This is a genomic window from Paenibacillus sp. MER 99-2 (assembly GCF_023714095.1).
GTDB lineage: Bacteria > Bacillota > Bacilli > Paenibacillales > Paenibacillaceae > Paenibacillus.
In genome coordinates this window covers 586557-603096 of sequence record NZ_JAMAUZ010000003.1, presented here as the reverse complement: position 1 = coordinate 603096, position 16540 = coordinate 586557, and the positions used below count along the sequence as shown (strand labels likewise).

Annotated in this window: 11 protein-coding genes; 5 read left to right on the top strand and 6 right to left on the bottom strand. The window is 46.7% G+C overall.

From position 1 onward, the window contains the following. Window positions 1-736: 736 nt before the first annotated feature. Window positions 737-2476, bottom strand: coding sequence for a glutamine--tRNA ligase/YqeY domain fusion protein (locus M3636_RS17620; RefSeq protein ID WP_251383389.1), 1740 nt, complete (start codon window positions 2474-2476; stop codon window positions 737-739). Window positions 2477-2738: 262 nt separating this feature from the next. Between M3636_RS17620 and M3636_RS17615 the strand changes: the two genes are divergently transcribed. After that, window positions 2739-2996 (top strand): DUF2164 domain-containing protein, encoded by a 258-nt coding sequence (locus tag M3636_RS17615; RefSeq protein ID WP_128103846.1) that lies wholly within the window; start codon window positions 2739-2741, stop codon window positions 2994-2996. 33 nt (window positions 2997-3029) lie between these two features. Beyond that, window positions 3030-3578 (top strand): GNAT family N-acetyltransferase, encoded by a 549-nt coding sequence (locus M3636_RS17610; RefSeq protein WP_056702081.1) that lies wholly within the window; start codon window positions 3030-3032, stop codon window positions 3576-3578. A 210-nt stretch (window positions 3579-3788) separates the two neighbouring features. Here M3636_RS17610 and M3636_RS17605 read toward each other — a convergent pair whose 3' ends face one another. Next, window positions 3789-4577 (bottom strand): SDR family oxidoreductase, encoded by a 789-nt coding sequence (locus tag M3636_RS17605; RefSeq protein ID WP_251383388.1) that lies wholly within the window; start codon window positions 4575-4577, stop codon window positions 3789-3791. A gap of 19 nt (window positions 4578-4596) precedes the next feature. Continuing rightward, window positions 4597-5094 (bottom strand): GNAT family N-acetyltransferase, encoded by a 498-nt coding sequence (locus M3636_RS17600; protein ID WP_251383387.1) that lies wholly within the window; start codon window positions 5092-5094, stop codon window positions 4597-4599. Window positions 5095-5400: 306 nt separating this feature from the next. On the opposite strand from M3636_RS17600, the gene M3636_RS17595 reads away from it, so the two are divergent. Next, a complete protein-coding gene (locus M3636_RS17595; protein WP_251383386.1) occupies window positions 5401-6603 on the top strand; it encodes a methyltransferase domain-containing protein in 1203 nt (400 codons plus the stop codon). 182 nt (window positions 6604-6785) lie between these two features. On the opposite strand, the gene M3636_RS17590 is transcribed toward M3636_RS17595, so the two are convergent. Both M3636_RS17590 and M3636_RS17585 read right to left on the bottom strand, forming a co-directional pair. Then, a complete protein-coding gene (locus M3636_RS17590) occupies window positions 6786-10181 on the bottom strand; it encodes a GH36-type glycosyl hydrolase domain-containing protein (protein ID WP_251383385.1) in 3396 nt (1131 codons plus the stop codon). Between the two features lie 207 nt (window positions 10182-10388). After that, complete coding sequence (locus M3636_RS17585) at window positions 10389-11414, bottom strand: LacI family DNA-binding transcriptional regulator (protein WP_251383384.1); 1026 nt, start codon at window positions 11412-11414, stop codon at window positions 10389-10391. Window positions 11415-11898: 484 nt separating this feature from the next. On the opposite strand from M3636_RS17585, the gene M3636_RS17580 reads away from it, so the two are divergent. Both M3636_RS17580 and M3636_RS17575 read left to right on the top strand, forming a co-directional pair. Beyond that, on the top strand, window positions 11899-13554 hold the full coding sequence (locus M3636_RS17580) for an AraC family transcriptional regulator (RefSeq protein ID WP_251383383.1): 1656 nt from the start codon (window positions 11899-11901) through the stop codon (window positions 13552-13554). 92 nt (window positions 13555-13646) lie between these two features. Beyond that, entirely contained in the window at window positions 13647-14678 is a 1032-nt protein-coding gene (locus M3636_RS17575; protein WP_251383382.1) for an ABC transporter substrate-binding protein, read from the top strand. A gap of 121 nt (window positions 14679-14799) precedes the next feature. Here M3636_RS17575 and M3636_RS17570 read toward each other — a convergent pair whose 3' ends face one another. Beyond that, complete coding sequence (locus M3636_RS17570) at window positions 14800-16380, bottom strand: hypothetical protein (protein ID WP_251383381.1); 1581 nt, start codon at window positions 16378-16380, stop codon at window positions 14800-14802. Window positions 16381-16540: the final 160 nt, after the last annotated feature.

Here is a 16540-nt window from a genome sequence, read left to right as displayed (position 1 = left end):
AATTACTAAAAAGATAGGTCATACGACGAAATAAAGTGTCTACGATTCGTTACATTGTGGGAACGCCCCAATACACTTAAATAGCGCGTCCTCGATTCGTTAGGCTCTTACCTCATACGCAAGTTTTATGTTTGTGCTGATGCGCATGGGCATGCTCATGTTTCTGATTGCGCTTATACTGAGACTCATATAGTCATGGATATGTTCGGCTTGTGCTCATGCTCATGGTCATGACCACATTCTGCTTATACTCAAGCTGGAGCACTTGGTCGTGCTTGTGCCTATTATTGTGCTTGTTTCTGAAAGTCATGGTCAGCCGTGTTCTGTTTGTGCTGGCGCTCATACTGATTGGTCATACTTATGCTTGGCTAATACTCATGGTCATGCATCTGCTTCTATTTGTACTGATGGTCATGTTCATTTTTCACTTCCCGCTTGTACTAACGCTAATTCCCATACTCATACTCAGTTTGTACTGACAGTCATGCTCATACACCTATTTCTGCTTCTTATGCTCATTGCCATACCCGTGCTTATTTTTACACTTGTGCTGACGCTAAAAGTCTCGCCTATACCTATCCTCAGACTATTCCTAAACTAGTCCCCTCCCCCCTTAAAAAACTAAAAAGGCACCCTTCATCATGATTGACCATGACATAGGATGCCCCTTCTCTATCTTATAACTTGTCTGCTCACCAACATGCTGATGAACAGACACTTATTTCATCCACTAACCTTATGCTTTTGGCAGTTGGAATGAGCTTTTGAGTGATACCACGCGGTTAAATACCGGGCGACCTGGCTCGGAATGCTTCGGATCTACGCTGAAGTAGCCGTGACGGAAGAACTGGAATTTATCTTGAGGCTGCGCCTCTTTCATCTCCTGTTCTACGTATCCGTGAACAATCTCAAGCGAATTCGGGTTCAGTTGATCCAGGAATGTTTTCTCCGGTTGCTCTTCCACAACCTCAGCTTCAGCCCCAGCTACGACTACTTCTGGTTCGCTGTCTGCTTCCGGTGCTTCAGCCGAGATCAATGGCTCGTACAGACGGAATTCCGCAGGTACAGCTTGGCTCGCTTCCACCCAGTGGATAGTTCCTTTTACTTTACGACCTGTAAATCCGCTGCCGCTCTTCGTCTCCACATCATACGTACAATGGATCTCCACTACATTACCTTCTGCATCTTTGATCACATCGTTACATTTGATAAAGTAAGCGTGCTTCAGACGAACCTCGTTGCCAGGGAACAAACGGAAATATTTATTCGGCGGATTCTCCATAAAGTCATCTTGCTCAATATAAATCTCACGGGAGAACGGAATTTGACGGTTACCCATCTCTGGATTCTCCACATTGTTCTCAGCCTCAAGCCATTCCACTTGACCCTCAGGGTAGTTCGTAATCACGACCTTGAGTGGGTGCAGAACTGCCATCGTACGCGGAGCTTTCAGTTTCAAGTCTTCACGTACAAAGTGCTCTAGCGTTTGAATATCGATAACCCCTTGGCTCTTGGAAATGCCTGTCTCAAATACGAAATCACGAATGGCTTCTGGCGTATAGCCTCGGCGGCGTAGGCCGGAGATTGTTGGCATACGTGGATCATCCCATCCATCTACATGACCTTCGTCGACGAGCAGCTTCAGCTTCCGTTTACTAGTCACCATCTGAGACAGATTCAAGCGACCGAACTCGTATTGATGTGGTTTACTCTCCATCTCGCACTCCGCGATGACCCAATCATAGAATGGACGTTGATCCTCAAACTCCAGGGAACAGAGGGAGTGCGTCACACCTTCAATAGCGTCTTCGAGCGGGTGTGCAAAAGCATACATCGGGTAGATGCACCATTTGTCACCTGTGTTGTGATGGTGTGCATGTGAAATCCGGTAGATTACTGGATCACGCAAGTTGATGTTTGGCGAAGCCATATCAATCTTGGCACGCAGCACTTTCTCTCCGTTCTTGAATTCGCCTGCACGCATACGTGTGAACAGGTCAAGATTCTCTTCTACCGAACGATCACGGTACGGGCTGTTTTTGCCCGGCTCCGTCAGCGTTCCACGCATTTGACGAATTTCGTCGGCGCTTTGGTCGTCAACGTAAGCTTTTCCTTTTTGAATCAACAAGACCGCACGATTGTACATCTCATCAAAATAATCCGAAGCAAAACGTTTCTCATTCCACTCATATCCGAGCCATTTCACGTCTTCCTGGATGGATTGTACATATTCTACGTCTTCCTTAACCGGGTTCGTGTCATCAAAGCGAAGATTCGTCTTGCCGCCAAACTCGCCGCCCAGCGCAAAGTTAATCCAAATTGCTTTGGCATGTCCGATATGCAGATAACCGTTCGGTTCCGGAGGAAAACGGGTAATAACTTCCTGGACTTTTCCAGACCGGAGATCTTCGGTGATGATATTTTTGATAAAGTTAGGTGGGGTGGTACGATTGTCCACAGCTATCAAACCTTTCATAAATGGATTGGAGCTTCAGGAATTGCAGCAATTCCGCTATCATCCTTTGGATATACGAAGACAGAAACCAGTGCATGTTGCTTTCTGGAAAGTTTCGTACGCGTTTCATTTAAATATACCTTTAACGGAGGATGAGTTCAATAAAGAACGGCACCAAAGTCAGGATCAAACGCATTCAAGATAGGCCTATAACCATTTTGACGGGTGCGCACGAATCATGTAGCATGATAATAAAACCAAATTTTAAGGGAGGGTTTCCCAATTGAACACGCTAAAACTGACCAAAGAACAGCAGGATGACGCCATACGCACCATCCAGTCGTATTTCGAAGAGGAACGCGGCGAAGAACTGGGCGATTTGGCAGCTTGGGGTGTACTGGATCTATTCATGACCCAGCTCGCTCCCTACATATATAATCAGGCCATCTCTGATGCACGCACCACCGCGAATCAACGTATGGCCTCGCTGGAAGAGGATCTGTTTGCGTTAGAACGCAAATTGCCCCCTAAGTCCCGTTAAACCCTAAATTGACTAAGAAAGAAGGTTGCACTCATGTTTACCTATTCATTGGATGAATATACTGAACTACGCCCTCTCTCGATGGAGCACACGAAACCATTATTTGAACTTACAGATCGTTCACGGGATCAATTAAGACACTGGCTACCATGGGTGGATCATGTGACCGAAATCGAGCATACCTCAAATTTTATTACCAATGCCTTGAAGCAAGGTGCTGAAAATGGTGGATTTACCGCAGGTGTATGGTTAAAAGGTGAGCTTGCAGGCATCATTGGCTTCCATGAAATTAATTGGACGAATCGCTCCGTAAGTATTGGATACTGGCTTGGAAAAGGTTACGAGGGGCAAGGATTGATGACCAGTGCGTGCCGGGTGCTCGTAGATTATGCGCTAGTAACATTGGACCTGAACCGAGTGGAGATTCGTTCGGCAACCAATAACAAACGTAGTCGAGCGATTCCAGAGCGGCTTGGATTCGTGCTGGAGGGCGTCATTCGCCAAGCAGAGAAGCTGCCTAAGGGCTATGTGAATCACGCTGTATATGGCATGTTACAGCATGAGTGGGAACTTCTGCGCTAAATTAGTACATACGAATCCATTTCATAGTTCCTCGCTTCTATACGAAATTATGACATGGATGAAATCAACATTTGAACTACACCTAGACTGCAAAATATGATCTACAACTCAATGAACCCCCTCTATTCGTTTATATCGACCATAGAGGGGATTTCACTATTATACCTTTGAGTATGTTCCCATTATATCTAACGCCTGACTCAGACCTATCTAGAGTGCTCGTACCATACCTCCGTCTACCACGAGGGAAGCTCCTGTAATATACGTATTGGCACCAGATAGAAGGAACACGACCGCTTTAGCAAACTCCTCCGGTTGTCCGTAACGCCCCAGTGGTATTTCCTTACGGAATTGCTCACCCACTTCTTCAATACTGATTCCGTTCTGCTCTGCCCGCGCAGCATCCAGATCACGTATTCGATCCGTGCCAATTCGTCCCGGGGATACGGTGTTAATCAAAATGCCATACGGCGCTAATTCCTGTGATAATGTCTTCGCCATACCAAATACACCTGTACGGAAGGTGTTTGATAGAATTAGCCCTGGAATCGGCTGCTTCACTGAGGTAGAGGCGATGTTTACGATATGGCCGCCGCTCTCCTTCATATAGGGAAGAACGCCACGGATTACTCTCACATAACTGAGTACATTTAATTCAAATGCATGCTCCCAGTCTTCATCTGTCAGCGATTCAAAGGTACCTGAGGGCGGCCCGCCTGAGTTATTCACCAGAATATCGATCCGACCAAATAATTCGCCTGTCTTGCGGATCAGAGCTTCGATATCTTCCTTACGTGTCACATCGGTTACACAAAATTCAACTCGTCCGCCACCACCAGCCGCAAGCAGTTCTTCCTTAACCGCCATCAGCTTCTCCTCGTTCCGGCTTGCAAGCATCACATCCGCGCCTTCAGCCGCCAGTTGAGCTGCCACCGCTTTGCCTAGTCCTTGACTCGACGCGAGTACAAGTGCCTTCTTCCCTTGAAGTCCCATATCCATCGTTATTCCTCCTTCACGCTTATGCTTCGATAAAATAACTCATCAGAATGTCGTCTACATATTTCCCGTCAATATAAAATTCAGACACTAACCTACCTTCTGTTAAGAAGCCACATTGTGTGTAAAAAGCGATAGCCCCCGGATTACTCGATAACACGCGTAACCGTAACTTCCTAATTCCCTGCTCACGCGCATGCTGCTTCATCGAATCCATCAACGCTGTCGCAATCCCACAGCGGCGATCATGGGGATGAACTGCAATATTAATCTCATACACATGTTGATTAACAGGCATTGCTGTCGCTGGGTGGAAACCAACATAACCACATACGCGTTCTCCCTGTACGGCGATTAACTGAGACCCCGGAGGACAGTGCTGTAGATATTGCTGTCTGGATCGCCATTGAAACGGTGCAGGTGAAGTGTTTTTGTCCCACACCAGCGCATCCAAATCCATCAATTGACGCGTATCTTGGATCTCGGATGGTCGAATCGTATAGGTATGGCTTGTTAACATAATCGCGCAACCTTTCATGCAATAATATATCGCTGCGAATTACAGCGTTCCCATAGAGATAAGTTTGTTCGTTTCACGGTCTAGTCTTGCAACTCATCCCATACGGCGATGTCCCACGAATAGATAGAGGAGTGTTGAAGACTACGTTATTCTATATTGTAGCATAGCCTCAGACTGGACTAAAATCTCAAGCGACTATAACTTCTACTACTGCTTTCTTGCACAGCCTGCAGATAATCTAAAAGTAACGCTTAACCTTAACGTAACGTCATGGTTTATACTGAAAGTACAAGGAGGTGCAGCAGGATGAACATCAAGGAGGCAGCAGACAGGCTTGGCATATCCGCGAGGGCGATTCGTTTTTATGAGGAAAAAGGATTGATATCCCCTGTGAAACAGACGGACAACGGATACCGAAGTTATACAGAGAATGATATATGGCGCTTACAGACCATTGTCGCGCTCCGTGAGATCGGCATGTCCCTTGAGGATATCGCGCACGCCATCGGAGAGATCGACCAAGGTAATCAACAACGGCTGGAAGAATACTTGGAGCTGCAACAAGCCGTCATGTACGCTCAGTGGATCGAACTCAAACGTATGCTGGATACCACCCAGCGCATGATTGATCTGAATCGTCAGGAGGGGCCACTGGATGTCAGTCACCTGCATGTGCTTGCAGACAGCTCACGCCGCTTGCGTGAAGCGAGGCAGAACTGGCATGACCGCTGGAACTACGACACGCAGGCCGCCATCCATGACGAGAGAGTGCAGGTGGCGGACAGCGTCAGTAATGGACGAGCCAATTCAGAGGGCAAGCATCATTCGAATTACGCCCCGCCTATAAGCGATGAGCATGAAGTTCCACACCCACATCATAATGCAGATACAGATCATTCCACGTTAAGTGACTCCAATAATACGGTACAGTCTTCCTTTTATCTCTATCACAACTATGACGAAGCGCTCGAACAGACGGCTCGTTGGATTTCTCCCGCCCTTGGAGAGAAAGGACTTGATATTGGTACAGGAACGGGTAATCTGGCTGGGAAACTGCTTCAGCACGGCACAGACATGACAGCCATCGATCAATCACGGGAGATGCTGCGTACCTGTCGCAACAAATACCCGGAGATGCATGTGAAGCTCGGCAATTTTCTGGCACTGCCTTTTGAGGGAGATTCCTTTGATTTTGTTGTATCCAGCTTCGCCTTCCACCATCTAAGCCCCGACCAGCAGCTACTGGCACTGGAGGAAATGCAGCGGGTGTTAACCTCGCGGGGACGTATCTGCCTTACTGACCTTATGTTCACAGATGTTGACCACCGGAATGCATTTACGGATCAAGTTAAGCACACTGGACAGGAAGAATGGCTACGCGCTGTTCGAGAGCGGCACTTTCCCCTATTCAATGAACTGTGCGGTTGGCTGGAGAGCCATGGGTATGTGACGAAGCATATCCGGTACAATGAGCTATTGCATACTGTGCTGGCCGTCCCACTGCGATAGGCAGCGGAAAATCTCATTAAGTTCGATTGGATTTCCATCCTCATATATAAAGAAAAGAAGCCCCCCTTGTAAATGGACAGACTTACTTCCACTGATCAAGGTAGAGCTTCTTTTTAGTGTATAGGGGACAGAAGAGAGTACCAACAAGATTGTGTATTATTTGCCTCTCTCCTGATTACACATTACATATAAATATCAATAACTGTACGCTCTGCAGCACCACGTGCTTGTTTGAACGTCTCCTGCGAGATGCAGACACCGCCCTGACGATAACGGTTAATCGTGCTTTCCGCATGGATCTCCTGGCCATTCACCGTCACACGGTTAACTGCACCTGTACTCAAGTGGTAGATAAATGTCACCGGCTCACCCGCATACTCGAATTCGAACTGCATACCGTCCAGCTCTGCTGGCAATACAGGGTCAATGACCAGATCTCCACCCTCCTGACGGATGCCAAGTGCGTTCGAGATCAGTTGGTTCATGTAGATTCCAGGGCCGCTGGAGTAGATTCTCCATCCACCCTTCACCTGTACATTTCCTTTACGCAACTGGTCAAAATGTTCCTGCGCCTCATAGCGTGTGTTGAATTTACCGTCAGAACTACTGAAGTAGGCGTTCGCTTGACGGATCTCCGCATTCGGCACAACCTCATTGATACCGATCGGGTTGATCATCGCCAGACCATTCCATACCTGATCCGTCTTGCCCAGCTTCGCCATAGCTTCCACGTAACGGATATGCGCATGCACATACTGCAGACCAATCTCACGTCCGAAGTTGGACGCCTGCTCGGCTCGTTTGAAGTGACTGCTCACACCGCCAGCATATTGAGCCGGACGATTCATCAGACGTACGCCATCCGGGCATAGGAATTGCTCACGGATCAGGGCATAGTGTGATTCAGCCTGCTCCGCATTCAGCAATTCGCCAATCATGCTGCGCGTCATAGGCAACAGACGATACTGAATACCTGTTTCTGTATCTGTTGGATGCAGCATCAACTTCGCTTGATCCGCTTCCTCCATGTACACAAACCCCGGAATTACATCTGTACCTAACATGTAACGGTTAAAGTCCTCACGAATGCCTTGTGCCAGCACTTCAAGCTCCTGTGCAAATTCCGCATCCTTAGATTGCAGCGCTTGGGAGAGCACGTTCACGGATTGATAAGTTAGGGCAACTGTCCAGCTGCTCACCATGTATTGCTTGAGCTGCGCATTCGCCGGCTGGAGCGTATCATCCCAGTCGCCATCGCCGTAGGAAGATAAGAATGTATCGTGCAGGAAGTTGGCACGGATATATTCAATTTCTTTTTTGGCATGATCCAGCACCGTTGCTGTCTTTTCTGTAAATCCGAAGCTATGCTTAACGGTATACGGCACCTTCTCATCCAGAATCCCATAATCGCGAGTCGCTGTCAGATAGTCTGCAAGTACTTTGAGCGGCCATACGATAATATCGCCATGACTCTCTTCCTGTTGAATGGCAAAATATTTATCAAACATGAACCACTGCGGCCAGTTACCATCATCTTCATATTGGTGGGTATAGACCATTTTGATGATATCGGCTACCTGCTCATATTTTTGCGTTGCCATGAAATACTCAACAGGTCCTTGGCATACATCCCGCGTACCCCATGCTGCTCCGCCATATTGCTCCAATCCGTGAGGCACAGAGTAGTGAACCAGCATATTGTGCGTGTACCACCATGCCAGTGCATTAACTTTAAATAGATCCTCTGCATTCTGACCTTCACCGCGCGATAGGCGGAACCCATTCATAACACCCGCGAAAAATTCACGATACGCCTGAACTTCTTCTTCAAACGTCAGGCTTGAATCAAGCGTTGCTGCCGAATCCTCTGCTTGACCTTCAAGTATTCCTTGGATCGTTAGCGTCCACTCAGCACTTTCCTCCAGACTGAGTGTAACCAGAGATGCACTACCGCTGCGTACACCGCTTGCCAGCAAGGATTCGTCGCCCACGTTAAAGGCAGCACCTTCCACTGTCATTCGATATTGCAAGTCAGGATATGTTCCTGCACTAATCGCCTGGGAGTCTGCTGTGAAGATCAACGTATTGCCGTCCTGCTCCATATGTAGCGGATACTCATATTCATTCACATTCATCGTCACTTGGCTCGTTACCAGATAGCGGTACGCCTGACCACTCGTTGAACGCACATCCATACGTACTTCGGTTGTATTTGTACCCGTGTAGTTTGTAATGATGAATGTGTCCGATTCGGTTTTGTACATCCAGCGTACATAGTTGAAACCTATTTCGAAGAGCGATGGCATGGTCAGCAAACGATAGACCCCATCCAGCTCCACGTAGATTCGTTGTCCTGCTGTCTTAGGTACGTTCAGGGCGTTTCGGGCATTGCTGATCATTTTATTAAAATTCGTATTCCCAATGACAAGCTGGGAGTTGAAAATACCGTACATGTATGATGTTGTCGTGATCACCTGTGCTCCGAGCTTCACATTGCCACCGCTCATCAGAATATGACCATGCGGACGTTCTACGAGCAACTCTTTTGCTTTTAAAACAACATGCTCGTAACGACCCGTGAAGAAAGATAGCAGGGATTCTCCGCTGCGCTCTTCCTGATGCCGTTCAGGAAACAAGTGATTAATCTCTTCTTCCGTCAGTTCAACCGTCACCAGCGGCTCGCCAAGGCGTGCAGACCGTTTCACTTGCTCCAACGTTTCGCCATGCTGAACAGAATCTGCTTGAACTTTATTCCAAGCTGCCGCTACTTCATCCCCAAATTCCAGGGCAGAGATGCCTGTGGGATGATCTGGCTTCGCGAGTCCGTAGAAAACAACTTGTGCTTCTCCATCCAGTTTCAAGGCTTCCGACTGTAGCGCCGTGTAGGCGAATTCGTACTGATATGTCTCATTAGCGAGCATTGGGTGACTCAAGCCCTCAGGCTTATTGGTTTCTTTGTAAGACAGACCGAAGAACTGGAATCCGTCCGTAGAGTAGCCTACCGCTTTGGTCAGCGAACCTTGCTGCATATACGGAAATGCGCCGCCTTGAGGCTGATTCTGACGGGAACATACAACATACCCTTTGGTTGCATCTTCAAATACGGTGTGATCGATATATTGTGACAGATACGCCTCATTGCTCCGTACTGCACCTGGATCGGCAAGACCTACGTCTTGTCCGTACACGACATCCACATGATCGTGTTGTCCCTGAAGCTTCACATCCCAGAACCAGATCCCTTGCGCAGTAGCCGTAAACACAACCTGATAATCAATCTCTTGCTCTTTGCCATCCAATGTTACTGTACCTTCCCAGATTAGCTGGTTGCTTGGCAAGGACTTACTTTTTACGACTTTGCTATTGGAGTGTGCTCCGAGCAATGGAACAGCATGAATGTTGCTACCCTCAAACACCCGTAGGTACAGGTTATTCAGTGACCCATCAATCGGGTTGCTAAGCAACTGGTTCAGCATCGTTGTGCCAGAAGTCGCCTGATACAGATCTCCACTATTCAAAAAGGTAAATGTCAGTTCTCCGGCAGTCAGCCGGATCGATTCATTAGTCATCGTTGTCATCTAATCCACTCCTTGATGTAATATAAACTCAAATTCGAAACGTTTCGAATTGTCTGAAAAAGAATAGGGATTCCCTAAGGATCGAGCATATTAAGCCTAATCCCGACGATGAACCCCTTTATTCACTGCGCACTTGTGAATCATTTTTAGCCATATCTTGCTTATATGTTCCAAAGCCACACCATTACGAGCATTTACCGCCGATTGTTAGGCAGGCTGTATGGGTTGTGTGTCATTACTTGATTGAACAGACTGCACGGAACGTCGTACCACCATATCAATTGTTAACGTATATGATGGATTCACAGCTTCACCGTTCAGCATCTGGAATAACAGATGTCCTGCCAGTGATCCCGCTTCATGCTTAGGCTGACGGATTGTTGTAAGCGGAGGATGCACGTATTCCGACAGCTGAATATCATCGAAACCAACAACTGAAATGTCATTCGGAACGGATATGCCGCTTTCCTCGAATGCCTTCAAACCACCAATCGCCATCTCATCATTACCATAAAAAACAGCCGATGGAAGCTCGCCTTGTAGCATCATCATTTTGGTTGCACTATATCCACCTTCACGCACAAAACTACCACTCAGCTTCCACTTCGAACGTTCCTCAAGCCCAGCTTCCTGCATAGCTCTAAGATATCCTTGATATCTCAGGGCATTGTCATACGAGTTGGACGGTCCACTGATGTAGGCAATGGTGCGATGCCCTTCCTGAATCAGATGGCGCGTAGCAAGGTAGCCACCCTGTTCCCCGTCCACCAGGACGTTCACCAGATGATCCCCTGAGAGGTGACGATCCATCACAATGATTGGAAAACGTGATCCTGCTGATTCTACCAAAATATCATCATGGATGTTATGTGCGAGTATAATCGCACCATCTACCCTTTTTTCACGCAAAAATCGAACGGCCGTGGAATCACGCTCACCCATAGAGCTGCACGCAATCAGATCATATCCGTTAGCGAGCGCTACATCTTGCACACTCCGAATCAGTTCCGAATAATACGGACCAGACAAGTCCGTCAAAATCAAAGCGATCGTATTCGTCCGGCTCCGCTTCAGGTCCATGGCAAAGCCATTTTTGCGGTAATTCAGTTCACGTGCTGCTTCAAGCACCTTACTCTTCGTTTTCGCACTCACCTTGCTATCCCCGTTTAACGCATAGGAAGCTGTCGAGAGCGCTACGCCTGCTAGCTTTGCCACATCCTTAATCGTCGCCATTCTACGTTCGCTCCTTCTACCTTGACCAAGTTTCTCTTATTAGCTACATTTTATACTGTAATGGGTTGTGACAACCACTATAACTAATATAATTCTACGGTTGTGGGGTACTTTGGCACTCATAGGATATGCTTCGACATCAATTCGAAACGTTTCGAACACTCTCCGAAAAAATGCCACATCATTGCTTCAAAAACCCTCTACTACTAAGCTTAACAAGATATTTATTATCATTCTATCAACATTATATTATACGTATAAATATCATTTATCTTGCTTTTCCAAATACAGAAAACCGTTAATTACGCTTATAAACAGCAGATTGAAACGTTTCGACATTTTCATTATAGTCTGAGTTGGTAGCGATTTCAACCTCTTTTTCCAATTTTAATCGAATTAAATGTTTCCACATGTTGCCGTCCACTTCGCTTCGTTATAGGTTATACTGCTTATTAACTTAGACGATCAAAGGAGATCATTGTTTATGCGCAATTCGGAGCACGGCTTCTACAGCAAGACGCCACCTGCATCTGTTCATCTGCATGAAATCTGTTCCATACCCTCTGCTATGTACAAACTTCGGTATCTTGTAAAGATCCACGATCAAGAAGCTCTCTCTCGAACGGATCAATTATGGATCGAGCTGCACACCATCTATATTGTGACAGCGGGCCAAGCCAGACTAGGCACTGCAAACGAACAATTTACAGTAGATACAGGCTCAGTCATTGTACGGCGAGCAGGAACTAACCTTCAACATGAGCGTAAACGTGGCTCATTATCTCCGCTACAGGGCTTTGCTATCGCATTTGAACCAATGGAGCAGGAAGTAGATACCTGGCCGTTTGGTTCGGTCACGTCTTTAACAAGCCATAGTATGACTGACTTCATATATGATTTGGCTCAAACCTGCATGACTCCAGAGGCTCACAATTCTTTTAAAATACATATGTTGTTCTATCAATTACTCGCAACATTACAGGAACAAGTCGGGCACATTTCACAGGAGAATCATTCTTGGCTGGATCTTACGATCAAACGTATTCATGACATGTATACACACCCTCTCTCCCGGGAGCAATTAGCACGAGAGTTCAGTATCAGTCCAGAGCATTTCTCCCGAGAGTTCAAAAAAAGGACGGGACTTACGTTTGTCGAGTATATTACTCGACTTCGCATTCGGATTGCGCAAGAACATCTTCTGCTCTCGAATCCTTCTCTACAGGAGCTGGCAGAGCTGACAGGATATCGCGATACCTTTTATTTGAGCCGCAAATTCAAACAGATCGTTGGTTCTGCGCCGACACTTTACCGGAAAAAGCCGAAGAAAATTATCTCACTTACGTTCAATTATACCGCGTCGTTGATTGCATTAGGTCAGATCCCCCATATGGGTGCTGTTGCTAGCTGGATGAGGGATCGCTTACAAGAACAAGGGATGGATCAATTTGAACAGCGGGGCGAGCATGAATTTATTCACAATCTGGATCTCATAGCAGATGCCGATCCGGATCTAATTGTGGGTTATGCACCACATGCCAATCTAGACAGGCTACGGCAGATTGCACCTACAATCCTGCTGCCTTTTGAGGAACTTGACTGGCAAGAACAATTGCTAAGACTCGGACGAATAACCGGGCTTGAGGCTAATGCCAGACATTGGTTAACCCATTACGATACACTTCAACAAGAAGCCAACCTTACGTTAGATCGTTGCCTGGGGACTGCACGTGGAACAGCCGTATGCATCTTCTGGAATGAGGAGAGCGGAGCCTATATCTACGGTCAAGGCTGGGGAAGAGCTTCATATGTGCTGTATCAATCGCTTGGTTTCTCTCCTCCTGCTCACATGAAAAGAGAGGGTCACTTACTCACGGGATATGCACATGTCCCTTTATCCGAGGTTCATCTGTATGCAGCAGATTATATCTTCATGTCGTATCCCTCCGAACTAGCCCAGCGTGAAGCCGTCGATCACTTACTTCATCAGGCGTGCTGGAGCAATCTGGAGGCCATTCGGAACAATCGAGTCTACACCATCAGTGATGACATGTTCTATGGATTCGATCCGATCTCTATGATTGAGCAACTAAAACATATCATGCATCAGTTAACATCACATTTGTCCATGGATCAATGATCATAGCCGTCCATGTACAAATGAGAACTCTTCCTCTATCTTATTAATGAGAATAATAATCATTATTGATTATATACAGGGGGATATAGACTATGTTTGTCGCAAAAAAACGCTTTGCTGGCTTGCTGATTGTGCTAGCTATTACTATGATTCTGGCTGCGTGTAGCAGTGGTACAGGCTCGACTGTCACCGAACAGACCTCGGCTGCAGGAACAGAAAATACAGCCAGCTCTTCAGAGACTAACACAGATTCTACAGCCGCTTCGGACAGTTCATCCAATGCTACGCGTATCTACAAATCATTAAGCGGAGATGTCGAGATTCCAGCTGAACCGAAACGGATTGTTACAGATATGTACGTAAGTGATCTGCTCGCCCTAGGTGTGAAACCTGTTGGTGCTGTTCAATACTATTTGGAAAATCCATTCTATGCAGATCAAGTGGAGGGCATAGCAAGTATTGGTGATCGGAATGCTATATCTATGGAGGCAGTCATTTCCTTGAACCCCGACCTAATCATTACCTACTCTGACCAGGCAGCAGAGATTGAGAATTATCAAAAAATCGCACCTACTGTAGTCATTCCCTACGGAACATTTACCAATGTGCAGGACGAGATTCGGGGGTTTGGCGAACTGATGAACAAAACCGAGGAAGCAGAAACTTGGCTGAAAACGTATGAGGAACGCATCGCAGCCGCTCGTGCCAAAGTGAATACGGTCATCAAACCGGAGGAAACCTTCTCCATCCTCGAAGTATCTGATAAGAGCTACTATGGCTATGGTGACAACTTTGGTCGAGGTGGACAAGCCGTATATCGCGCATTACAACTAGCCCCTCTTGAGATCACCAAAAAAGAACTCATGGGTGATACCCAGTGGAAAGAGATCTCACGCGAAGTCGTTGGTAATTATGCGGGAGATCATATTTTCCTAACCGTAGGTGAGAACAATAAAAACTATCAAGGAGATTCCATCTGGAAGTCCCTTCCGGCAGTGAAGAATAATCAAGTCTATGAGTTGCAAGAAGATCGCTATTGGTACTTTGATCCGATTGCGATCCAAGGCCAAGCCGAAGAATTCGCCGACATGATCGTGGAGCGGGCAAAGCAGAACCGCAAATAATACGTATTTGCCTACTGCCTACCTCTCTCGCTAACTTCAATAAAAATGAACAAACAAGACGCTCCGGTCAGGTTCAATATCCTGTCTGAGCGTCTTGTTGTATGACATAGCCTTTTTTATTTCATTTCAGATATCCTTTGGATTTCCAGTATCGCTTCGCAAAAGAATCCACACCGTACGGCAGCTCCCCATTCAATAAATCCTCATTGGCTTGAATGAGCTCTTTGCGTCCACGTTCCAGCAATTGAACGGCATGCAGTAATTGGGAGCCACCCGCATAATGAAGTTCAAGCAGCACCGGCTCATCCTCATCCTCGTCCTCCTGAGCCGAGTATTCAATCAGCACAATTTCCGTGCCGTCCGCATGCTGATGCAGCGTAAAGAAGTATTTCTCGACCTGCGTCTCCCCTTGTGCATCCGTATACTCTCTACCAATCCGCAGCATAGCTGGCTGGGGAACATCATCACACAATTGACCTGCTTGTCGAAATGCAAAGTAGAAGTCTCCAATCCACAGCCCGTGCCGATCATCATCATAATAATCGTCATAGGGTTCCACGATGGGCAGAGCTAATAAATCACGAATAAGCTGCGGCGAAATTAAGGTGCGAGCATACTGATAATTCGATACAGACTGCAACAAGGTGTTCCATCCATTTATGCTCAACTGTTGAATATCCGCAGGTGAGTTCTCGGAGAATTCGCTCCATCCAGAGTTCTCACGGTTCACATAACGATATGCGCCTGAGAGCATCCAGACAGGATTCACCGCTTGTTCGGCATCTTTATCAGGAGTGCCCGAGGCTTGGTCTGCTGGTTCTACTTTAAGCAACAATGCACAGCCATGTTCGCCCTGAAAATACAAGCTTCGGAAGTAACCCTCCGTATACTCATCCCCATAGACGGATGCTCGGCAAAACTGTTCACCAAGCCAAAACTCATAGCTGTTCAGCAACTCATCATCCTCCCTTACAGGCAATAATGAAGGATGCGTAAGACATTGTATGTTTGCAGCGCTAACTCGATGATCTTCGAACCAATCCGGTACATTCGGCTCTATTCCAGCGGCCTGAATATACTCTCGATGGATGATAGGTTGTCCTTGCTGCAGCCGCTTTAACATCTCTTCTCGCCATGGAAACGGCTCTTCTGTATCTTCGTCAATGACACACTCAGGAACAAATAACTCCAACATGTTGAAGCCCTGCCATGGTCCGAGATCCTCCCACTCTTCAACCTGACGCTTCACCTTCCGCTGTCCCTGAACCTGTATTCCATATTGCTCTGTACTTACTAGCAACCCACCTTCTACGTTGCCTTTCACCGTCAATTCTCCATGGTTATAATCTCCCCAGAACATATCCTCCACAACAAGATTACCTGTAATATATATTTCCTGCCCTCCCACGAGCATATAAGGCGTTGTAAGATCACCAAGCACAACCAGGTTGGAAGCGGCCGCGTCGGATTCTGTGTTTCCAATATAACGATCAACTGTCAGATTTCCCTCAACCATAATTAAAAAAGGCCCCTCATCCAGCAACAGCTCACTGATCTGAAGATCACCCGAATGCAGCCATACTTCCTCGGCATCGAATTCACCGTCATGCGCTTCATTCTGTGTATACATCCAGCTTTCGTGAGGCAACCTCGTTTTGATATCTGCAAATGTAACCTTTTGACCCATGTGATGTATGGACATGTCCTGACACTCCTCATCGGTTGATATATGGATAACATCTTCAAAACTTCTAATCTTCGAAACTCCGAATCTATTGGCAGCATGACTACCCAGTTTAATTATACTAGAGGAAATATCCACCATTCCATAACAAAAACCCTCATCCATGCAGAATGAGGGT